This window comes from Robinsoniella sp. RHS (assembly GCF_001029355.1).
In the GTDB taxonomy this organism is placed as follows: Bacteria; Bacillota; Clostridia; order Lachnospirales; family Lachnospiraceae; genus Robinsoniella; species Robinsoniella peoriensis.
Genome location: NZ_JNGB01000117.1, coordinates 1 through 23,348, shown reverse-complemented (window position 1 = coordinate 23,348; position 23,348 = coordinate 1). Strand labels below are relative to the sequence as shown.

The 23,348-nt window shown below is 40.6% G+C and carries 19 protein-coding genes, 1 rRNA gene and 1 other annotated feature; of the genes, 10 read left to right on the top strand and 10 right to left on the bottom strand.

The window, feature by feature from the left end:
• Positions 1–20: 20 nt before the first annotated feature.
• Positions 21–800, bottom strand: a complete 780-nt coding sequence (gene trpC / locus RHS_RS24560) for an indole-3-glycerol phosphate synthase TrpC (RefSeq protein WP_047834651.1) — start codon at positions 798–800, stop codon at positions 21–23.
• A gap of 9 nt (positions 801–809) precedes the next feature.
• Positions 810–1,823, bottom strand: a complete 1,014-nt coding sequence (trpD, locus tag RHS_RS24555; RefSeq protein WP_027294960.1) for an anthranilate phosphoribosyltransferase — start codon at positions 1,821–1,823, stop codon at positions 810–812.
• A gap of 44 nt (positions 1,824–1,867) precedes the next feature.
• Here trpD and RHS_RS31900 point away from each other — a divergent pair, with 44 nt between their 5' ends.
• Positions 1,868–1,942 (top strand): DUF6783 domain-containing protein, encoded by a 75-nt coding sequence (locus RHS_RS31900; RefSeq protein ID WP_377146398.1) that lies wholly within the window; start codon positions 1,868–1,870, stop codon positions 1,940–1,942.
• Positions 1,943–2,033: 91 nt separating this feature from the next.
• Here the strand turns inward: RHS_RS31900 and RHS_RS24550 are convergent, their stop codons facing one another.
• The gene (locus RHS_RS24550) at positions 2,034–2,603 is read right to left on the bottom strand and encodes an aminodeoxychorismate/anthranilate synthase component II (protein ID WP_044297226.1); all 570 of its coding nucleotides are present in this window, start codon (positions 2,601–2,603) and stop codon (positions 2,034–2,036) included.
• Complete coding sequence (trpE, locus tag RHS_RS24545; RefSeq protein WP_027294962.1) at positions 2,603–4,063, bottom strand: anthranilate synthase component I; 1,461 nt, start codon at positions 4,061–4,063, stop codon at positions 2,603–2,605. The genes RHS_RS24550 and trpE overlap by 1 nt, the downstream gene beginning before the upstream one ends.
• 105 nt (positions 4,064–4,168) lie before the next feature.
• Positions 4,169–4,456 (bottom strand) — a binding site (T-box leader).
• Between the two features lie 581 nt (positions 4,457–5,037).
• On the opposite strand from trpE, the gene RHS_RS24540 reads away from it, so the two are divergent.
• From RHS_RS24540 to RHS_RS24515, 6 genes are all read left to right on the top strand, one after another.
• Entirely contained in the window at positions 5,038–6,444 is a 1,407-nt protein-coding gene (locus tag RHS_RS24540) for an ABC transporter substrate-binding protein (RefSeq protein WP_044297225.1), read from the top strand.
• A 125-nt stretch (positions 6,445–6,569) separates the two neighbouring features.
• Positions 6,570–7,427: a carbohydrate ABC transporter permease gene (locus RHS_RS24535; RefSeq protein ID WP_044297224.1), complete on the top strand. Its 858-nt coding sequence runs from the start codon at positions 6,570–6,572 to the stop codon at positions 7,425–7,427.
• Positions 7,428–8,258, top strand: a complete 831-nt coding sequence (locus tag RHS_RS24530) for a carbohydrate ABC transporter permease (protein ID WP_044297223.1) — start codon at positions 7,428–7,430, stop codon at positions 8,256–8,258.
• A 22-nt stretch (positions 8,259–8,280) separates the two neighbouring features.
• The gene (locus RHS_RS24525) at positions 8,281–9,354 is read left to right on the top strand and encodes a uroporphyrinogen decarboxylase family protein (RefSeq protein ID WP_047834650.1); all 1,074 of its coding nucleotides are present in this window, start codon (positions 8,281–8,283) and stop codon (positions 9,352–9,354) included.
• Between the two features lie 120 nt (positions 9,355–9,474).
• The gene (locus tag RHS_RS31895; protein ID WP_395023514.1) at positions 9,475–11,211 is read left to right on the top strand and encodes a sensor histidine kinase; all 1,737 of its coding nucleotides are present in this window, start codon (positions 9,475–9,477) and stop codon (positions 11,209–11,211) included.
• Positions 11,204–12,709, top strand: a complete 1,506-nt coding sequence (locus RHS_RS24515; protein WP_047834649.1) for a response regulator — start codon at positions 11,204–11,206, stop codon at positions 12,707–12,709. Before RHS_RS31895 ends, RHS_RS24515 begins: the two co-directional genes overlap by 8 nt.
• Before the next feature lie 159 nt (positions 12,710–12,868).
• Here the strand turns inward: RHS_RS24515 and RHS_RS24510 are convergent, their stop codons facing one another.
• The 5 genes from RHS_RS24510 to RHS_RS24490 form a co-directional block, all read right to left on the bottom strand.
• The gene (locus RHS_RS24510; RefSeq protein WP_047834648.1) at positions 12,869–14,110 is read right to left on the bottom strand and encodes a hypothetical protein; all 1,242 of its coding nucleotides are present in this window, start codon (positions 14,108–14,110) and stop codon (positions 12,869–12,871) included.
• A gap of 16 nt (positions 14,111–14,126) precedes the next feature.
• A complete protein-coding gene (locus RHS_RS24505; protein ID WP_047834647.1) occupies positions 14,127–15,440 on the bottom strand; it encodes a hypothetical protein in 1,314 nt (437 codons plus the stop codon).
• Positions 15,441–15,520: 80 nt separating this feature from the next.
• Entirely contained in the window at positions 15,521–16,336 is an 816-nt protein-coding gene (locus RHS_RS24500) for a carbohydrate ABC transporter permease (RefSeq protein WP_044289499.1), read from the bottom strand.
• 13 nt (positions 16,337–16,349) lie between these two features.
• Positions 16,350–17,255: a carbohydrate ABC transporter permease gene (locus RHS_RS24495; RefSeq protein ID WP_242849124.1), complete on the bottom strand. Its 906-nt coding sequence runs from the start codon at positions 17,253–17,255 to the stop codon at positions 16,350–16,352.
• A 69-nt stretch (positions 17,256–17,324) separates the two neighbouring features.
• Positions 17,325–18,692, bottom strand: a complete 1,368-nt coding sequence (locus RHS_RS24490) for an extracellular solute-binding protein (RefSeq protein ID WP_395023513.1) — start codon at positions 18,690–18,692, stop codon at positions 17,325–17,327.
• Positions 18,693–19,229: 537 nt separating this feature from the next.
• Between RHS_RS24490 and RHS_RS24485 the strand changes: the two genes are divergently transcribed.
• From RHS_RS24485 to RHS_RS24475, 3 genes are all read left to right on the top strand, one after another.
• Positions 19,230–19,952, top strand: coding sequence for a GntR family transcriptional regulator (locus RHS_RS24485; protein ID WP_047834646.1), 723 nt, complete (start codon positions 19,230–19,232; stop codon positions 19,950–19,952).
• Between the two features lie 78 nt (positions 19,953–20,030).
• Positions 20,031–21,032 carry an N-acetylglucosamine kinase gene (locus RHS_RS24480; protein WP_052377874.1) on the top strand — a complete coding sequence of 334 codons (1,002 nt, stop codon included), beginning with the start codon at positions 20,031–20,033 and terminating at the stop codon, positions 21,030–21,032.
• The gene (locus RHS_RS24475; protein WP_047834645.1) at positions 21,013–22,050 is read left to right on the top strand and encodes an SIS domain-containing protein; all 1,038 of its coding nucleotides are present in this window, start codon (positions 21,013–21,015) and stop codon (positions 22,048–22,050) included. Before RHS_RS24480 ends, RHS_RS24475 begins: the two co-directional genes overlap by 20 nt.
• A gap of 1,023 nt (positions 22,051–23,073) precedes the next feature.
• Here the strand turns inward: RHS_RS24475 and RHS_RS24465 are convergent.
• Positions 23,074–23,348: ribosomal RNA gene (locus RHS_RS24465) — 23S ribosomal RNA — on the bottom strand; the annotation flags it as partial.

Genomic DNA, 23,348 nt, shown 5'->3' with positions numbered 1-23,348 from the left:
CACTTAGCAGGATTGAATTTTCATCCACGCTTTAAGGAATCCAGCATCTGTTTTTTATTGCTGCTTCGCATTAACGTCTCTCCAATCAAAACCCCATTTACCTTTGCTTCACGCAAAACCCGGATATCCTCCGCCGTCTTTATTCCACTCTCTGCAATAAAGATCACATCCGCCGGTGCCAAAGCACGGAGTCTGGTGCTGTTATGGATATCCACAGTGAAATCTTTCAGATTACGGTTATTAACCCCGATGATCCTGGCACCTGCTCTTAATGCACTCTGCATCTCGCTTTCATCATGGGTTTCCACCAAGGCGGATAGGCCCAGTTTATCGCAGATTCCGATATATTCTTTTAGTATCTCCGTATCCAGCAGTGCACATATTAAAAGTACCATGCCTGCTCCAAGCACTTTTGCTTCATAAATCTGATAGGGATCTATGGTAAAATCCTTACGCAGTACCGGTATGGAAACTTCTTTTGCTATTTCTTCTAAATATTGATCACTGCCCTGAAAATATGTTGGTTCAGTCAGGCAGGAAATCACAGATGCCCCCGCCTCCTCATATTCTTTCGCAATGGACAGATATGGAAATTCTTTTGCAATTAATCCCTTAGAAGGAGAAGCTTTCTTCACTTCACATATAAAGTGGATTCCTTCCCTTTTCAACTCCTGCTCAACCGGGAAACCGGTCTTCGCGTTCATGCTAAGCGCTCTGTCCATCATTTCTTCCATTGAAACTCTTTCTTTCGCCCCTGCCACCCGCAGCCTAGTATCTGCAGCAATCTCATCTAATATCATTCTGGCACCTCACATTTCCTTTGTAGTCTTAATAAATTCTGCCATTTTCGCATATGCCTTACCACTGTCAATGAGGTCTGCCGCCATTTTAATTCCATCCGCCAGGGTAATATCATCAATTCCAAGATAAAGACTCATTCCGGCATTCATTAAAATGACATCCCTTTTTGCCCCGCGTTCTTTACCGGATAAGATATCTTCTGTAATCTTAGCATTTTCTTTGGGATCTCCGCCTACCAGATCGGAAAGCTCACACCGGTTCAGTCCAAACTGTTCCGGAGCAATTGAATAAGAAGTAATTTCTCCAAAACGGATCTCATAAACCACAGTTTCTCCGGTAAGTGTAATCTCATCCAAGCCATCATTTCCGCATACCACTACGCCCCTTGTAACTCCCAGATTGGAAAGCACCTGCGCCAGCGGTTCCGCCAGTTTTCTGTCATAAACGCCAAGAAGCTGCATTGTCGCCGCTGCCGGGTTTGAAAGCGGACCCAATATATTAAATACCGTTCTGGCTCCTAATTCCTTACGTACCGGCGCTGCATACTTCATGGATGAATGGTATACCTGGGCAAACATGAAACACATTCCTGTTTTTTTCAGTATCTCTTCATTCTGCTCTACGCTCAGCGAAACATTTGCTCCCAGATTTTCTAATACATCCGCTGCACCGCATTTACTGGAGACACTGCGGTTTCCGTGTTTTGCAACCGGAACCCCGCCTGCCGCAACTACAAAAGAAGCTGTTGTAGAAATATTAAATGTTCCGACTTCATCTCCGCCGGTTCCAACAATATCGATTACTTCTCTTTCCGGTTTTAATTTTATGCCCTTTTCACGCATAACCGTAGCAAATGCAGTGATTTCCTCTATTGTCTCCCCCTGCATACGCAATGCAGTCAGAAATCCCCCCATCTGTGCCTGGGTTGCGGTTCCATCCATCATTTCTTCCATAACTGCCTTAGATTCGTCATATGTCAGGTTGTTACCATTCATCACTTTATTAATTGCTTCTTTAATCATGCTAATTACCTCCTGCTTTCTATTTATTATCGAAATTTTACTGCATTCTGGGCAAATATGCTGCAAAGTGGGGCGTGCAGATGGCGGGAATGAATTTTCAAACACGCTCTGATCTATGAATGCCCCATATGCATATTTTTTTACCCCTGGGTATCATATCTGAAAATTATTTTAACAATGTAATGCTCTATCCCATTGCATGATTGTCTGTTATGATAACTTCAGAAAATTTTCCAATATCACCTTCCCCTGGGGGGTTAATATGGATTCCGGGTGAAACTGTACACCAAAAACGGAATTTTCTCTATGCTGTACCGCCATAATTTCGCCCATTTCATCCACCGCTGTAACGAATAGAGAATCCGGTATGGTTTCTTCTTTTGCTACCAGAGAATGATACCTTGCCACATCTATTTTTTCAGGAAGTCCTTCAAACAACGGGCACTCTGAATCAATCTTAATCGTACTTTTTTTCCCATGCATCAACTCTTTTGCATGACCGATCTTTGCTCCGTACACTTCACAGATCCCCTGATGTCCAAGGCATACACCCAGAATGGGCATTTTACCCTGCAATTTTTCCACAACTTCCTCGCATACGCCTGCATCCTTGGGATATCCCGGTCCCGGCGATAAGATAATATGCGAAGGATTTAAATTGCGGATCTCATCAATACTCATTTCATCATTTCGGATCACTTTAATATCCGGGCAGATGCTGCCCGCCATCTGTACTAAGTTATAAGAAAAGCTATCATAATTATCAATCAATAATATCATTATTCCAGGACCTCCTTTGCATTCATAATGGCGTTCATAACTGCTGCCGCTTTATTAGCCGATTCCTCATATTCTTTCTCAGGAACGCTGTCAGCCACAATTCCGCCTCCTGCTTCCACATATACTTTGCCGTCTTTCTTTACCGCCATACGAATGGCGATACAGGTATCCAGGTTACCGGTAAAGTCCAGATATCCCAGCGCCCCTCCGTAAATACCTCTTTGTTCACTCTCCAGCTCATTGATAATCTGGCAGGCACGGATCTTCGGTGCACCTGACAGGGTGCCGGCCGGAAGGACTGCTTCAATGGCATTTAATCCGTCATATTCTTCCCTAATATTTCCTTCTACCTGAGAACAGATATGCATGATCTTGGAATATTTATGAATCATCTGATACTCTGTTACTTCCACTGTATCAAACTTCGATATCCTTCCCAGATCATTTCTACCAAGATCTACCAGCATGTTGTGCTCGGAAAGTTCTTTTTCATCTGCCAGAAGTTCCTGTTCCAGTTTTTCATCCTCTTCCTGATTTATCCCCCTGGGCCTTGAACCGGCAACCGGGAAAGTAGTCAGCCTGCCATTTTGCAGACGCACCAGGGTCTCCGGTGATGTACTAATTATTTCTTCCTCATTGATATTCATATACACCATATAAGGAGAAGGGTTGGTAGTCCGGAGCACCCGGTACGGATTGATCAGATTCCCTTCATAAGGACTTGTAAACTGTCTGGCAATAACTGCCTGGAATATATCCCCGTCTACGATATACTCTTTCGTCTTTTCAATAATCTCACAATAGGCTTCCTTGCTTACATTACAGGTAAATTCAACTTTCTGCTGAATCTTCTGATCCTCCAGAATCGGTGCATTTCGTATAATATTGGTGATACTCTCTATCTCAGCCATAGCTTTGCCATAATTCTCCATCACCTTGTCTGTTTTCATATTTACTACAATGCAGATCTTTTGTTTTAAATGGTCATAAGCAATTACCTTATCAAACAACATCAGGTCATAATCATTAAAATTACCTTTATTGATATTTAATGTGGGTTCCGCATATCCAATCATAGAATATGCAAAGTATCCAACAAACCCACCCGCAAATGGCGGCAGCCCTTCCAGATTCGGAGCCTTGTAATCTTTCATTATGGAGCGTATTACCTCAAGGGGCTTTTTCGTACTAATTTTTTCCATAACCCCATCCCGCGTGATGGTAACCTCATCATTTTTACAGAAAACCCGCATCACAGGATTAAATCCCAAAAAGGAATATCGTCCCCATTTCTCGCCGCCTTCTATACTTTCTAACAGATAGTAACATTTGCTGATATTTGCAAGTTTCCGAAGTAAGGTGATCGGTGTTATAACATCCGCATATATTTCCTTACAAACCGGGATCACATCATAATCCCCTGCTAATTCTAAAATTTTGTCACAGCTTGGCTGCATCATGGTCACTTCCTCCTTTTTTGTCTTCATTCCCGTTACATATTGCAGACCTGCCTGCAATACTGCCACTGCATTTTAGCTATAAAAAAAGACCTCTGCCCCCTATATCCAAGGGACAAAAGCCTGTAGCTTCTGCGGTACCACCCAAGTTGCTGATCACTCAGCCACTCTTTTTATGTACGATCATACATACCTCGTTGATAACGGATAAGGCTCCCGTCAGCGTCTACTCTCACCTCTTCCACTCTGCATTATTTACAGGGTTTCCGTTAACTGCTGTGATTTTGAGCTGCCCTCGCAAGTCCATTCAATAAAATCTTTATTACCGCCTTCACACCACCGGCAGCTCTCTGGGAATAACGAATCTTATTTACTACTCTTGTTCATCGGTTTTGGTTCAATACTTTAATTTAGTACAGTATATGCTTTTCTTTTTTATTTGTCAACTAAAAATTATGTTTTTCTCAGATTGAATGTAGATTTTTTACATTTCTATGATAAAAATTTAATTAGCCTTAAGATTATCAATAATCAGAATCAAGCGGATATCTGTCACAGGGTACTTGATTTTTTCAAGTATCCTTTTGCATTTCATTATACTTTTTTATATTAGGTGACCTCCATCTGATTGCTGATAGACGATCTTCTCCCTATATGTTACACTTAAATTATAGGTATCTAAACAATAAAAGTGGTATTGCAAATAATTTTTGTATAAAACCTGGCATATGCCACTACAATTTTTTTCAGGAGGCAACATGCAAGGTACTTCTAAAAACACTTTGCTCCTAATAAATATAAATCAGAAATGCTGCTGTGGCCGGAGAAATCAACCTCCGGCTTTTTTAATGGAAAATTTTGTAAATAAATAATATATTATCATTCAATATTATATGGTATAGGATTGGATTTTTAATGTATAAGTACAGCAGCTGCATGATAAAATAAATCCATAAAAACCAAAAGGAGGATAAGAAATGAGAGGAAAAAAATTTTTAGCGGCAGTACTGGGTATTTCGATGCTGGTCTCCATGTGTTCAGGATGCGGTGAAAATGAGAGTGCCAAAACTACAGGTAACAGTGAGAAAACAACCAATAAAGAATCAGCAAAGACGGATTCTCCCAGCGAAGAAACCGCAAAGGCGGATTCCACCAATGGAGAAACTCCAGTCGCAGGTGCGTTACCTTATGAAGGAGTGACCATAACCTTTGCAAAAGATACAGACTCCTCTTCGGAAGGTGTAGAAGCTGTGATTGCCCTGGCAAAGGAAAAACTGGGGTTGAATGTGGAACTGGAACTGATTCCCGGCGGTGCAGAAGGGGACAATCTAATCCGAACCAGACTGGCATCCGGCGATATGCCAGACCTGCAGTCCTATAATTCCGGCTCGCTATTCTACGCACTAAATCCGGAAGAATATTTTATGGATCTGACGGGAGAACCTTTTATCGATACACTGGATGAAAACTTTGTAAAATCTACTTCCGTAAATGGGAAACCCTATGGAATTCCCCTGTTTGCTTCTCAGGCAGGCGCTATCGTATACTACAAGCCTATCTATGAGGAACTGAACCTGGAGATTCCAAAGACCTGGGATGAATTTCTTAAAAACTGTGAGAAGATCAAACAGTCAGGAAAGGTGGCTATGATTGGAACCTGCGCTGATTCCTGGACCGCACAGCTTATCTTCTTTGGAGATAACTACAATGCACTGAAGAAAGTTCCTGATTTCCCGGAAAAGTTCGACGCGGGAGAGATGAAATTTGCAACCACCCCTGCAATGGTAGAAAGCTTTGATAAATATGCGGATCTGATCGGCTATTATAACGAAGATTATCTTGCAGCAACCTATAATGACGGATGCGACATGATCGCAACCGGACAGGGTGCACATTGGCCGGCACTTACACAGGTATTAGGAAATATAGCAAATCTGTATCCTGACGCTATTGATGATATTGGTGTCTTTGGTATTCCCGGAGATGATCCTAACGATGTGGGACTTACACTCTGGATGCCTAATGGAGTCTATGCAAATAAGAATACCGAACATCCCGAAGCGGTAAAAGCATTTATGGAACTCTATGTATCCAAAGACGGACTGGATGCCTATTGCGGTAAAGAACTGCCCAATGGACCTGTGGTAGTAAAGGACTATGTAATGCCGGATAATACATATCCAGCAGTTAAGGATGACATGATGGCTTATCTCAATGCCGGAAAGACAAGCCCTGTTCTTGATAATCTGGTGAAAGTAAAAGGTCTGGAATGTCCGACAATCTGCGTAGAGTGTACCACAGGAGAACTAACCGGTGAAGAAGCAGCAGCCGCTTATGACGAAGATTGTAAGAAACAGGCGATTCAAATGGGTTTAGACTGGTAAAACTGTGAACTGTATCGACTAAATCAGGTACATTTATACCTCAAACTGGGGGCGAGCAGAAGATAACGTATTATCATACAGGCTCTGATTCACTTAGGGCAGCCCCCAAAGAAAGTGAGAAGATTATGAAAGATAAAAAAATATATACTTACTGGTTTACATTACCCGCACTTTTCATTTTCAGCATCTTTTTCCTGATCCCCATGATTACCTCAGTATTTTTCAGTATGACAGTCTGGAACCTGAAAGATTTTAAATTTGTTGGATTCCAGAATTTTATACAGTTTTTTACAGAGAGATCTCTGCGGATCGGGATTAAAAATACCCTGATCTATGCATTCTTGACCAGTGGGGCAAAAACAATATTAGCTTATGGAATAGCCATCCTGCTGTCAGGTAAATTGAAAACGAAAAATTTTTTACGGGCAGTTGTCTTTTTTCCCAATTTAATCAGTACTATAGCCGTAGGAATCACTTTTGCAGCGATGATGCATCCCACGAAAGGTCTTTTCAACACCGTTCTGCAGGCCATGCATCTTCCTACTATCAATTGGTTAGGAAATGCAGATACGGCAATCTTGAGCATTGTACTTACAGATATCTGGAAAGGGACGGGGGTTGGTGTTATCATCTTCCTGGCAGGTATTCTGGCAGTTGACAAAGCCTACTATGAAGCAGCGGACATTGACGGTGCCGGAGTCTTTCAGAAGATAAGATATGTTACTACTCCACTGGTAAGACCTTCTCTGAACACAGTAATCATCCTATCCCTGATTGGCGGAATGCGATCCTTCGACCTGGTTTGGTCTATGACAAAAGGAGGTCCCGGATATGCCACAGATGTGGTTGCATCCATTGTATACAAGCAATATGCCGCAGGATATTATGGTCTGTCCACAGCTGGAAATGTGATTTTGTTCCTTCTAATTGTCATATTTGTTTTTCCTCTGAGATCTTACTTGCTGAAAAAGGAGGAATATTAAATGAAAAAATTCAAGGTAAAGAGACTTGCTGCGGAGGCTGTCGCCGTAGTAACGGCCGTACTTATTTTTATTGTACCTTACTTTTTAATATTTTTTAACTCCGTTAAAGGCAGAAAAGAGGCTAATCTGTTAAGGTTAGATATCCCCGCAGAATGGCATTTTGAAAATTATATTGAAGTAATAAAGGCTAATAATTATATACTGCTTACGGCTTTTAAAAACAGTATTCTCATTGCACTGTTGTCTGTGTTCGCAATTATATTGACTGCATCAGCTGCCGCTTATGTCCTTCAGCGAAGATCCGGAAAAGTTTCCGGCGTTATCAGCATTATCTTTCTGACAGGCCTGATGATTCCACCTGCCATTATGCCCACGATTTGGCTGCTGAAAAGCCTGCATATCTACAAAACATTTTTCAGTATGGTAATGATAGAGAGTTCGCTGCAGCTTCCCTTTTCCATCATGCTCTACAGGAGTTATATGTCTTCTATACCTAGAGAGCTGGAAGAGGCGGCACTTATGGATGGATGCACTCCACTGAAAATATATACATCCATTATATTTCCAATGCTGAAACCGGTATCCGCCACCGCTTTTATTCTTAATTTTATTACTATATACAATGATTTTGTGAATCCCCTTTATTTTTTTCCGGGTACAGAAAACGCAACCGTTCAGCTGACAATTTACAACTTTATAGGCCAGTTTTCCAATTCTTATAACTTGTTGTTTGCCGACGTCGTTGTCATTACAATTCCCATGCTCATATTATTTATCTTCTTCAATAAAAAAATAATTGCTGGTATGGCAGCCGGTTCTGTTAAAGGATAACGTTTTGGAGAGGAGGAATAACATGCAGCCAAGAGAAAGGGTACTCCGGGCGATGCGAAGAGAAGGCAACCCGGATCGTATGCCATTTGAGATCAGCTGGGGTGCTTTCACACCCGGTGTCATGGAAACATATCACAAAATAACAGGAACGAACCTTCCACCGGAAGAATATTATGATTTTGATGTGAGAACGGTAAGTGTTGGTCCCAGCAGGAAGATACGGGATGTCAGCATTTATTATGACGAAGAGCTGCCAGCGGATATTGTACTGGATGAATTCGGTGCGGGAGGAATCCGTGGGAGCAAGGATCATTTTCTGGAATTCCGGTATCATCCTCTATCAAAAGCCCAGTCTTTAGAAGATATAAGGGCATATCAATGGCCGGATCTTGACGCAGATTACCGCTATGAAGGTTTGAGAGAGCAGGTATCCACCTACCATAAAAGAGGTTATGCCGTTACGGGTGATATGTATTCCACCATTTTTGAGACGGCATGGATGCTGCGTGGTCTGGAAGAACTGCTGATCGACTTTTATGAACAACCGGAGCTGGTACATGAACTGTGTGAACAGATTACCCGTCTGCGTATCAGACAGGCTCAGAAATATGCCGAAGCCGGGGTGGATATTATCCGCCTGGGAGATGATGTTGCCACACAGCTGGCACCCATGATAAGTCCCTGCCTGTACAGAGAATTTTTTCAGGTACGTATAAAAAGAATTGTGGATGCTGGTAAAAAGATAAACCCCCAGGTACTTTACTTTTTACACAGCTGCGGAAAAGTTGAGGACATGATTCCTTATTTTCTGGAGGAGGGAATTGATATCCTGAATCCGGTTCAGCCTGAATGCAATGACCTGGAAAAAATTGCGCATTTATACGGGGATAAGATTTCCTTTTGGGGAGGGATAGGGACTCAGACTACCATGCCATTTGGCACACCGGAAGATGTAAGGACAAAAGTACATCAGGTACAGAAAATATTAGGGATAAACGGCGGACTGCTGATCGCACCATCCCATATATTAGAGCCGGAGGTTCCCTGGGAAAATATCACAGCCTTTATTGAAATTGCCAAAAAATCTTACTATTAATTTTAATTACAGAATGTTATGATTAATTTAGATATTTTAGCCACACCCCAGATTACTGCTGGAATATATGCCGGATATCTATGAAAATATGGGGTAAAGTTCTGGCGTCAGGGGGAGACCATGCGATTTCGAACAAAATTAGTACTGCTTTATGCCGCTTTTTTCTTTTTGGTGGTCTCCGGACTGGGGATATATTTTTATCAATACAGCACAAAACAGTATACGCAGGATAAAACGAATAATCTGGACCTAATGGCAGAACAGATCCTGAACCAGTTCAATGCATTGACAGAAAAAATGGAATACCGAATACGGTTCATGCTGTCCGATCCGGAGGTTTTGAGATCCATCATAATCTTGGGCGACCCCGAAGGAATGCGGGGTGAATACCTGGATGGCGCAAGAAATACCATTCAAAACAGTATGATCATCGACAGTACAATGAACAGCTTTTACAGAGTTCTTTATTTTAATGAAAACGGTGAAATAATTGCCATGAAAACCGGAATCAATGAAGCTATCAATAAAAATGTAGATTTTCATTCTATGCCATGGCTACAAATGGTAAATAAAAAGCAGGGGAAGCCGGTACTGGTAAATACCCATAAGGATATCTGGGGATATAAAAATGAGGTTGAGGTATTCTCAATCATAAAAAAAGTCCTTGGAAAAAATACGGGATACATAGAGATACAGTTTGATACTGATAAACTGCAAGAGCTATTAAAAATTGCAACCCCCAATGGGGAGGTCATTGTTTTGAGCAATGATACAGAACTGCTGTTTTCTACATCAGGCAAGGCTGAACCGGAAAATTTATACTCTCAGGAATATTTGTTTGGGGAAGCCGGGCAGGAAGCATATGGCATCCGGGTAATCGTAAGAGCGGACCGAAAATCAGTCATGGAAGAGAGCGCCTATATCTTAAAGATGTGCGTGCTTATCATGGTGACAGTCTACTTGCTTTTGCTGTCCTTTATTTATATCATATCCAACTACCTCACCAAGCCCCTGAATAAATTAAAAAAGGTGATTGAAACCACGGAGATTGAAAATATGGGTCAGACTACCAAACTGGAAGAATCAGACGATGAGATAACTGCCTTAAGCGAATCTTATCAAAATTCCATGGTCAGGCTAAAAAAGGCTATGATTCAGGAGCGGCGCCTGGCAGTTTTACAGATGGAGGCTCAATTTAATTTTTTGCAGGCACAGGTGAACCCCCACTTTATCTATAATGTTTTAAATGTCATCTCGGGAAAGGGAATTGAGAGCGGTGACGAAAGTATCTGTATCATTTGTGGAAAACTGGCTGCCATGCTGAGATACTCCGCAGATACGGATTGTAAATATGCCACATTATCCAGTGAAATCCAGTATGTAGAGCAGTATTTATTCCTGTTAAAGTGCCGCTACGATTACAAACTGAATTTTACCATAGACGTAGAAGCCGATGTCCGGGAGCAGAGAATTCCCAAAATTGTACTGCAGCAGATTGTGGAAAACTGCATGAACCATGGTTTTCAGAATAAAACAGACAATATGCTGATTCAAATAAGCGGTGTTCGTAAAGACGGAAGGCTCAGAATCAGTGTGCAGGATAACGGACAGGGATTCACGAAATCCTGCCTGGAGGAACTGAAAGGAAAGTTCAAAAGAACCAAAGAACAATTGCTGCACTCCCGTGAGAATATCACAATGAAAATAGGAGGCATGGGATTGGTAAACACATATGCCAGACTTTTGCTCAGATATCAGGATGATCTGGAATTTTATATTGATAACAACGCTGGGGGTGCGGTAGTGTGGTTCGAGATTCCTTTTCTTTATATGGAGGTGGATATAGAAGATGTATAGAGTACTGATCGTAGAGGATGAGCCGCCGGCAATTAAACCCATAAAAACATTGATCTATAAATACTGTAAAGATTTTGATCTGGTTGGAATTGCAGAAAACGGTGTGGATGGAATTTCCATGGCAAGAGAATTGGAACCGGATCTTATCATTACAGATGTGCACATGCCACTTATGGATGGGATAGAATTTGTTTCTAAAATAAAGAGAAAAAATCCGGAAAGCCTTATCCTGATCATCAGCGGTTACAGTGAGTTCGAGTATGTACAAAGAGCCATATCCTATGGGGTAAATGATTATCTTCTAAAACCTATCGTACCGTCAGAATTCATTTACACTATGAATAAGATCGAGAAGCTGCTGGAGAAGCAATTTTATCAAAACCGAAACCGGCTGCTGAAAAAGATGTCTAAGGAGAAATCTGTGGATCCGATGGAAGTAAAACATTATTTTCCATATGATAAATATTTTCTTTCAATTATTCGGGTAAAGGGTATGCCAGGCAGATTTGAGCGAAGCGGAGAATTGGAAATTTATTCAGAAAAGGATGAAACAATAGCCGTTTATGGCAGAGATTTAAATGAAGGTTTATATTTGATCCCATATGAAGTGATCGGAAACAGCGATATCAGAATGTTTAATAGAAAAATCATGAAGCAGTACAAAAAAATAGATGTATATTTTACTTTCGTATATATGACACGGCCTGTCAGTATCCGCGATATACCGGAAACTATGAAAAAACTTTATAAACTGCTGGATAAAAAGATTATAATTGGAAAGACACAGGTCTTAAGCGAGTTGGATGACAACAATAAATATGTGGAAGTTAATCAAAAAGATGCTTATGAGATTTTGGATAAAATCGATTATATCTTTCATCAGATGGAATATGGCAAGATAAAAAATGAACTCCGAACACTGTTCAGACAATGGGCATCTGAGGAAAGACCTCAGATCTATATATCCCATATGCTGAAGCAAATCTTATATCTGTCCCAAAAATATAACAGGGAGAACATCGCCGGCTGGCTGCTTGAAACAGAGGATATTTTAGAAGAGATATTAGCTGAAGCCAACCAACTGGAGGATGTTCAAAACGGGTTCACTGATCTCCTATTACAAAGTCAGCAGGTTTTAACAATAGAAAAAGTTGATGCTCCTGAATTTCTTGAATCTCTGAGAAATTATGTGGATTGTAATATTGGAGAGGAAATTTCTCTGACCAGTATATGCAGCACTTTCGGTGTTTCACAGCCTTATTTCAGTAAAATTTTCAGAAAATACATGGATAAGTCTTTTAACCAATATATAACCGAACAACGAATGGAAAAAGCAAAAGAGATTATCTGCAATAATAAAGATTTACTGATTAAAGACGTTGCTTCACTGGTGGGGTATAACAATCAGTTCTACTTTAGCAGGATTTTCCATGCGTATACCAGGTTGAGTCCTACTGAATATTTTAACAGGGCATATGATGAGCGGGAAGGCGGATGACATAATTTCAGCGCTTCCATCTGTCTCCGGGTCTTTAGTTTTTATTGTACAATACCCGGTTCTGCATCAGCCTGCTGCATCTCTGCGCCTTCCCTGCCCTCTTCTGTTATTTCCTGATATCTAAGTAATAACACATTTTATTTTCTTAATTCTATACACTTAACCAGCCGACTCCTCCGCCTGCTCTCTGACAATTTCAACCGCCCGCCTCACATCTTCCAAATCCCGTACGCGGTAAACATCCCGCATAATAAATTCACACTGGCATCCTTTTGCCGCATCCAAAGTTTCTTTAATATGCTTTGTCCAGGCTTCTTCATCCAGCCTGCTTTCTACGCCCAGATAGTTTGCATAGGGCTTCCTGGAGAACACCACGTCTGTTCCCCGAAGCATTTCTCCCATTTTCTGCTGGCTGCTCCACGGCGATACGGATACCTTCTGTATATTAGGAATTTCCTTTATGACATCCTGCCATATATTATGCATTGGCTCACAGCATCCATAATAAATCAGACCCATTTCTCTGCATGCCTTTGCCATATATGGAAGGCAGAACTCGCGGAACATATCCGGTGATATGGATGCTGCCTCCTCCGCTTCTGCCCAGATCCAGACATCCTTTAATGTCGGACTTTCTGCTCCCGTCACAGGAAGGCGATCCGTAAAGCCATAGCTGCTGAGGCAGGTTTCCTGATTGCTGTTATTTAAAGTCAGAATTCTGTTTTTCTCATAATATTTCATTACCTTTATCTGGTTTTCCGTTAAATAGTGCATCAGTTTATGCAGGGTTTCAGGGCAGTCATACATGGACATCATATAATTTTCAAGGCCCAGTAGCTTTACTGCCTGAAAAGGAAGTGCAATCATTGGCGGGGTTCCTGTGAGTCTCACTGACATAATCCCGTCTAATATATCCTGCACAAAATCATAGGAATTTTGTGTCTTTTTATGGTTTATGTTAATTACTGCAGGTTTCAGCCTGTAAAAATCCTCTTCCAGATCCCGGATTGGCGAATGATATTCATAGCCGACATCCCTGCCATTGGCATCCAACGCATGGCATTCCTCTATAGGAAAGCCAAATTCATCAATCTCTGCCTGAATTGGAATCTCAAATACATCCGGAATCACTTTGTCATCCTGAATCAGTTCATATTCACGAATATTCCTTAACAAACGGTATTCGATTTCACGTGCCTTTGGATCCGTACAGTACAGAATATGATCAGGTACCATGTACTGCCGGAATGTCTCTGTCTCCACAACTACGGGCGGAACCGTCTTTTTCCCCGTATTTACATCCATCCATTTTTTCTTTTTCTGTTCCATTTCCGGCAGATTTGCATATGCTGTCTGCCTCTTAGCCAGTTCTCTCAGATACTGCTTTTCTTTTGCCCACATGAAGACGAATCCCCCTTTACTTCTCTTTCCATGCTTCCGGCAGCAAGTCCAGATTTGCATGAATCAGATCCTTTAAAAGTAACTCCGGATACAGACAATTAGCTGACAGCGGATCCAGATACACCGCCTGTAATGCCTTCTCATAACTGCATGATACCGCTGCTTCCACCATGAGAAGATATTCTCTTCCCAGCCTGTCACACTGCGCAGCAATAGCGTCAGGCAGCCTCCCTATCTTCTGGGGATGCAGACCAAATTGATCAATATAAGTGGGCAGTTCTACAATGATATCTTGTGAGACATTGTCAATATATCCTCTGTTCACTACATTTACCATTTCACTGGAGATTTCCCCTGTATTCAGAGATCTTATAAAATTTGCCGCAGTTTCACCGGAACCTTCCAGCAGTTTCTCAAATCCCCTGTTATGCATTCTTACCTCGTCGAACAGCTCTCTGGCCTGATCCCTCCAACCATCCACCACCTTAAAATCATTATTTTTCCATTCGTAATCCTTTTCTTTCAGGATCTTATCCTTTAAATAATACGGCACAAATTCTCCTACATGCCGGTCTCCTGGGGCAGGATAACATCCATAAATGCGGTATAGTTCCGCAGATATGGGCTCTTTCTTATCCATCCCACTTCTATTTAATGCATGGCTAAGTTCAGGGTACACGTCTTCCCCGTCAATCCTCATATCTGTAAACCAGGTAAAATGATTGATTCCCCCTGCCCGGTAAGAAAACCGCTCCCGGTCAACCTGAAACACTTTTTCAGCCAGCCACTGTGCCGTATCCGGTGTACCATGGCAAAGGCCAAAGTTCTTAATCCTGGAATACTTTTGAAGAGCAAGACAAACGGCACCCTCCGGATTGGAATAATTAATCATCCAGGCATCAGGGCACACTTTTTCCATGGCACTGGCAATATCTAATATCACAGGTATTGTTCGCAGCGTCCTGATAATCCCACCGGGACCGATTGTGTCTCCTACCGATTGCAGCACTCCGTGATCCGTACATATTCTGATATCCTGTTTCCACCGCTCATATCCTCCTGTCGCTATCGTCATGAACACATAGTCGGCATCCGGAATCGCCTGCTTATAATCCGTATGGGCAGTGATCTCAAACTCCCGCTTCGCAAAATGTATCAGATGAATAACAGCTTCCTTCGTCTCCTCTAAAACTTCCCCGTCAATATCTACCAACGCAATATGTCCGCCGTTAATACTATTTTCCTTTAAAATATCCCCAATCAGACGCAGCGTAAATACAGAACTTCCCGCTCCGATAAATACAAATTTACAATATCCGTTTTCTCTCATTTTTGCTCCCATCCGTGCGCTTTAAGCGCTCATATAAATTAAGGAAGTTGAAAGTACTTTTCTTTCAACCTGTCACCTCTCTACTTAATCCCCGTTAATGTGATACTTTCTACAAACTGCTTCTGGAAAATAAAATATACAATTATAATCGGCAGCATTACTAAAACCCCCGCACTCATTGATGAGTTATAATCCGTTAACAGACTGGAATTGAAAAAATTAAGCGCAAGGGGCAGGGTCATCTTATTCTCACTGGTAAGTGCAATCAGCGGCCATAAATAATCATTCCACCTGCCCATAAAAGTAAAGATGCAAAGTGCCGATATCGCGGGTTTGATCATCGGAATAATCAGTCCGAAAAAAATCCGCCACTCTCCGGCTCCTTCAATCCGTCCGGCTTCCATAATCTCATCCGGCACATTCTCCGCAAACTGACGGCACAGAAAGATTCCGAATCCGGAAACCATATAAGGAATTACCAATGCCGCAAGTGTATCTAAAATATGCAGCTTATTACTGATCAGGTACGTTGGAATCATCGTTACCTGAAAGGGAACCATCATGGTTGCCAATATTCCCATAAACAGTATATTTTTTCCTCGAAATTGAAATTTACCAAAAATATATCCTCCCAGACAACTGGTCAGTGCCACAATTCCGGTGGCAAGAACAGACGTTACAATACTGTTAAACAGCCATCTCATAAACGGAGCCTCTGTTAAAACCTTCTTATATCCATCCAGGACAATCTGCGTAGGAAAGAATGAGGACTCTATACTCATAATTTCCGCATTTCCTTTAAAAGAAAGCAGAACACACCATAGAAACGGAAAGGCAACTACCAAGAACCCTATACCTAATATAAAACCTTTTAAAATCTTTGACAGTATCTTCATGGTATCCCCCCTCCTAATATTCCCAGTCTGACTTTACACTAAAAAACTGTACCATGGATATAATTAAAATGATTCCCAGTAATACCATTGCCATTGCAGAAGCATAACCCATCTGGGAATATTGGAATGCATAATTGTAAATATTGTAGGCTATGACATTGGTCGCATTATTGGGTCCGCCCTTGGTCATAATCTGTATTTGGGCAAAAGCCTGAAAATAGGTGATATACGTCATCATACTGACAAATAGCATATTTCTGGATAAAAGGGGAAGCGTAATCCGGAAAAACCTCTGTACGCAATTCGCACCGTCAATAGAAGCAGCTTCCAGAAACATTTCAGGAACGCTGTCCATTCCTGCCAGAATTAAAACAATATTATATCCCAGATCACACCACAAAGTAGTAATGATAATCGCAATTAATGCCGTACTGCTGCCTGTTAACCAGTTAACAGGTGCTATTCCTGCTAAAGAAAGCATTTTATTAATAATCCCGGAACTGGGCTGATACATAATGGCCCAGACATAGCATAACGCTACAATAGGAATAACTGCCGGGATAAAAAACCATCCTCTGAAGAATGAACGGATTTTCCGCTTTTTTATTGATTTGATTACAACTGCCATCAATGTTGAAATAACGATATTTGCATTCACCGCAATCAGAACAAAAATAATTGTATTTTTCAATGAACCTAAAAATTCCGTATCATGTACTAATTGAACATAATTATCCAAACCCACAAAAGGTGCCTGGCCAAATCCACTATGATTAAAAAGCGACATGATAAAACTATAAAATATCGGTATAACGGAAAAGACAAAGAATACAATCAGAATGGGAGTCAGCCCTATTATGACAAATCTTCTTTGACGGCGGCTGATACCCTGTTTCCTCTTCACTTTTTTATTCATCATCCTGCCTCCTTAAGGAACTGCTGCAAAATAAAGTCCGGAAAATTTATTTTGCAGCACTCTCCATTCTGTTTATTTTGTCTGGGCTAACAGAGAATCGATATGCTGATTAATATCCGTCTCAGCCTTATTCAAAGCTTCCTCTGTGGTATACTTGCCATCAATCTGGCTTTTAAATATATCCCGGATTGTGGTCTTGACAAAATCCATATCCTGAACCGGGCCTACATTCTGCGCATATTTTAAATATTGGAACTGGTCCTTAAATCGTACATTCTCTTCCGCTTCCGTATATGCCGGATCTTCTACTAATGCTTTTAAAGACGGAATTGTCTTTGTTGCAAGATTAAACTCAAGTGACTTTTCGGGCTGCAGACAATACTGTATGAATTTAAAGGCATTGTCTTTATTCTTACTATTTTCAGATACTACATAAGCCCATCCGGTTTCCACAACAAAATGCGGTTCATCTCCGGTGACCGGAGGAAGAAATGTATATTCCCAATCATCATTTTTCAACTCCTCACCAATCGCTGAAGCCCAGGATCCTTTGATTAGCTGCGCTGCTTTCTTGTTAAAGAAAAATACATCTGATGTGATATCCCCAGTAATATGCTTAGTATCTGTGACCTTGTCTGCTTCGATAAGATCCACCAGTTTCTGCCATGCCATTTTTGCCTCTTCCGACTGGAGAACCATATGGGTCCTGCTTTCATCCCAGAAGTTTCCGCCATACTGCAGTATCCAGGACAGGAATAACTGTGCAACATTGTCACCGTTGTCAAATTCCAGACCGCCATATTCCAGAACATTTCCATTGTATTTCACATGATCCTTGGCAATTTTAATAACTTCTTCAAAAGTCTTAGGTGCCCCTTCTATTCCGGACTCCTTAGCCTTTTCCGGCACATAAAATAATCCGCTTTCCATCTGCATTTCGATGGGAACACCATAATAGGAGCCATCTTTTTCATACCCCTCCACTGCACCGGACAGGAAATTCACCTTTAAATCTGATGCCATATCATCCGGTACTTTAGCTAACACTCCCTGGTTGATATAGGTCGGCATCCATGCACCGAATCCCTGAATAATATCAGGCTCATTCCCGGCAGTAAAAGAAGCTTTCATCTTCTGACTCATAACATCATACGGAAATACCTGTATATCAATTTTGATCCCGGTCTCAGCCTCAAATTCTGCCGCCAGTTCCTTTGTTGCCTTTACAAATGCAGGACCGTTATGCATCCAAAGTGTCACAGGCTCTCCATTAGCCTCTGCATTTTGCGTATCCGGCTGATCCGCTTCCGAAGATACCGCTGTTTTCGTTTCATCTTTTTTCTGTGCTTCTGAATTTTCTTTACCGGAACAGCCATAAAGAACTGAAGACATAGCCAGCATACAGGTCAAAATAACTGTGATTCCTTTTTTTCTTCTCATAGTATTATCCTCCAAATTTACATAAACCAAAATTATGGTTTTGTTTTCTAAATTGCTACAAGGCATCCTTTACCTATCTGATCCAAACCTTCTCCTGATTTTTTCCGGATCAAGTGTGAAAGAAAACCGCTTTCACACTACTGATTTGGGAATAGAACAAACCTGCTTGTTCTATTCATGGGGTAATGTTTGAATATTGCACTTATCAAGTCGTCATAAAAATGAACCCCCGTTCACCTCTCTTCCTATATTGATCCTGTTTTTATAGAACCAATATTCTTCTTGTCCTTACGTTTCCCTTATCTAACTTGTATTGCTATTATAAGACAAGTTTATACTACTTGCAATACATTTATGCAAATTATTCACTTTTTATCATTATTCAACAATATTTATAGTCATTTTTTATACATTATTACGTTTTATTTTTATTTTTCAAAAAGCCCTTGCACATTTTTAATAGTTGTTATATTATATTAATACCTTTAAGATTTATTTCCGCTGTAATGTCATAATCATATTTAAGGAGGATCCTGTATGTCAAAAAATAACGACGTTCAAAATAATTTCAAATACACACAGCTCTACGATATATTAGTTGAGAAAATAACTTCCGGCGAGTGGAAGCCACACGATAAAATGCCTACCGAACGGGAATTATGTACGCGTTATGCGCTCAGCCGCATTACCGTCCGTGATGCTCTGGACTTATTAACTAAAGACGGTTATATTTACCGTAAGCAGGGCAAAGGTACCTTTGTCTCTGTACGCAGAATAGAACAGACTCTGACAAAATTTTATAGCCTTCGTGAAAACATTGAAGCAAAAGGAATTACGCATAGTAATAAAGTTCTATCATTTAAACAAATACCGGCAGTAGGTAAGGTAATGGAAAATCTGAAACTAAATCCCGACGATATGGTATATGAGTTAATACGCTGCCTATATGCCCAGGACATTCCTTATGCAGTGGAAACTTCATACATACCGGTGAGCATTTATCCTGAGATGACCCTTGAGAAAATTAAGGAAAACGGACTTTATAAAACGATGCAGTCATTTAATATTATACCGGAACGGGCTACTGAAAACATAACTGCAGTCCCCGTTTCACGAGAAGATGCACTGCTATTAGGCATCAAAACTTCTGATACTTCTATTAAGATTGAAAGAATCACTTTTTCCAGAAATTATATCATTGAGTATACCGTCGCCTTTATTAAAAGTGATTTCTTCTCTTACCGAGTGGAACTGAATTAACGGATGTCAAGTACATCCAATAACAGTAAATTTAAGATAAGGATCGAGATGCATGGAGTATGCAAAGGAGGAACCAACATGAAGTATCTTTTAAGTATGGATGGGGGCGGAACTAAAACCGCCTGGATGCTGACTACCTACTCCGGGTCTGTTGCCGCCCGCTTCGAAACTTCCGGCTGTTCCCATCCCCAGATCGGTATTTCCGGTGTATGTGATCTGGTGGAAAACGGGATCAGCAAGCTTGTTGAAACAGCCGGATGCCGCAAAGAACAAATTTGCAGTGCAGCCTTCGGCATCCCCTGCTATGGTGAAGATTCCGCTGCAGACCGGAAGATCTCCGGATATTTCCACGCTCTTCTGCCTCAGGCTGTACTAATGCTCTGCAACGATGTTTCATTAGGTTTTGCCGGATCCCTCAACCTATCTCATGGTATACATATTGTAGCAGGCACCGGTGCCATTGCATACGGGGAAAATATGGAAGGAAAAAGTGCCAGGGCTAATGGATGGCATACCGTATTTTCAGACGAAGGTTCCGCTTACTGGCTGGGAATGCAGACACTTTCACTGTTCGCTAAAGAATGTGATTATCGTGAAGACCGTTCGTACTTATATGATGTAATACATAATACCCTCTCTCTTCATGATGAAGAGGATATGGTCTCATATTATAATAACTTCTTGTCAGGAAATCGGGAAGGTATTGCAAAAATGCAGATGTATTTGAGTGAGGCTGCCAAGAAAGGCGATGCTAATGCCCGCCGCTTGTATGATATGGCAGCTTATGAACTTTTTATTTCAATAAAAGCAATTTATCGAAAACTGGGATTTTCACCTGAAACTCCGGTACGCGTTTCTTATTCCGGAGGAATTTTTAAAAACGAAGGTCTTATACTTGACCCCCTTCAAAGATATTTAAAGCAGCTTGCGATTACCCTTACTCCCCCTTATCTTCCGCCCGTTCAAGGCGGCATCTTACTGGCTGCTCAAAATATATATCATCACGAACTATCAGAATTAGCTCTTCATTTAAAAGAGCAAATATCAAAGGAGGAACCACATGTATACCATTCAAACTGAAATTTTTTCCCAGCCTTCTGCTCTTATGCAAACACAGGCACTTTTTAAAGAAAAACACGATCAGATTTATGAATTTATAAAAAAACCCTTCCAAAACATTATTTTTATAGGCTGCGGATCCGGCTTTATGCTGAGTGAGGGTGCCGCTGCTATGTTCTCCATGTACACTGACAAAAAAACAGTAGCTGTCTCCGGCGGTGAGATTATTTTGTCACCGGAGAAATACAGCAGGATATTTACCAACGCTCTGGTTATCGTTGCCTCCCGGTCCGGTGAAACCAGTGAAGTATTATTTGCTTTAGAAAAGCTGCGTAAACTTACAACCTTTAAAACTATGGGTATTATCGCAAAGACCGATTGTTCTTTGAAACCATATCTGGACTTTACACTGGAGATTCCATGGGCTTTTGACCATAGCGTATGCCAGACAAGAACTATTTCGAATATTTACTACTCATTAACAATGTTATTGGCGATCTATATAGAAAACGAGCAACTGGCAGCGGAATTTCAAACATTTTTTGAAAACCAGTCAGCATTTTTAGAAGAACACAAAGAAATGTGTCAGATAATAGCACAAAAAGAATGGAATAATGTAACTGTGTTGGGAGATGGGGAAATCAGCGGAATTGCAAGTGAAGGAAGTCTGGCATTTACTGAAATATGTATACTTCCCGGAGAGTATTTTAATCTTCTGGATTACCGGCACGGACCTATTGTCCTGGCAAATGAAAAAAAACTGTTTCTTATTATCATTAACCCCAATGAAAGTAATTACCAAAAGCAGATGATCAAAGATATAAAAAACCGTGGTTCTTATGTTATTACTCTGGGACATCATACAAAAGACTACTGGGAATCGGATTACCATGTTTCCCTGCATGCCATTGTTGAACCCATTGCCTGGGGTATTCCATTTATAAATATATGTCAGATGCTGGCATTTTACAAGGCCATTGAAACAGACCATAATCCGGATATCCCCGGCGGCCTGAATCCTTATATTTCCCTGAAATAACAAATCAGTTTTTATATAAGGTTAAAAAATATTTCCAAATAAATATAAAGTGCTGACGTATTAAACCGAACTCCTAATCGATAGATTTTTGGTCTAACAATTAGGAGTAGGTTCAATCAAATCAGCACTTTTTATTTATTTTTCTAAAGCTTTTTTTCCGACATACAATTTATTTTTATCACCCTGAACGGTGTTAACAAGAAAAAACATACCCGTCTTCCTTTTATTTATAAATAACACCAGAACAAATCCTATGATACATATTCCCAAAACGAAGTATATATTCTGTTGGTAGGAAATAGCTTCCGCCAGATAAGCAATCTTCGACAGGAATACAATAAATGATGATACAAAAAATATTCTTGCACAAAATGAAAAATATTCATTCTGATCGGCCTGTTTCACAAGCCTTAATGCACGTTTATGCGTTGATAGAATAGACTCTGTGCAATAAGAGATTCCTATTATCATTAAAACAAACCCTAATATCACCTGCATATTTCCCTCCCACTTTATTATAACATTTACTTTGTAACTTTATTATGTCTATATTCTACATGGGATTTGTTAATTCTAGTCTTGTTTTATTTAAAGTTTATGTAAAATTTAAATCGTTTATATTTTGTAGACTTTCATTATATTTTATAGTTACCTATGGTCTTCCGTGTTTTCTCACTATTTTTGCTGATCCACGACTGACTATGATGCCTATTATTTTTTTATTATTTATTCTTTACTATGATGCCTATTATTTTTTTTATTATTTATTCCTTACTATGATGCCTATTATTTTTTTCATTATTTATTCTTTACTATGTTACCTACTATTCTTTTTCATGTTTCATTCTTACCTCATATTACTGGCTTATCCATAAATTTATACACAAAAAAAGCAGCTATCTTTAGCTGCCTCACATACATATACCTTCAAAATCACACATAGAAATTCATCAAATTATCATCCGTTCTTGCATTACCAACTTCGTTGATCATATCAACTTTATTGACATTATCCTAAACCTTATGGATAAGCCTTCGACCTATTAGTATTAGTCAGCTCCATACATTACTGCACTTCCACCTCTAACCTATCTACCTCGTCGTCTTCAAGGGGTCTTACCGCTTATGCGGGGGATATCTCATCTTGAGGGGGGCTTCACGCTTAGATGCCTTCAGCGTTTATCCCTTCCCGACTTGGCTACCCGGCCATGCTCTTGGTAGAACAACCGGTACACCAGAGGTCAGTCCAACCCGGTCCTCTCGTACTAAGGTCAGCTCCTCTCAAATATCCTGCGCCC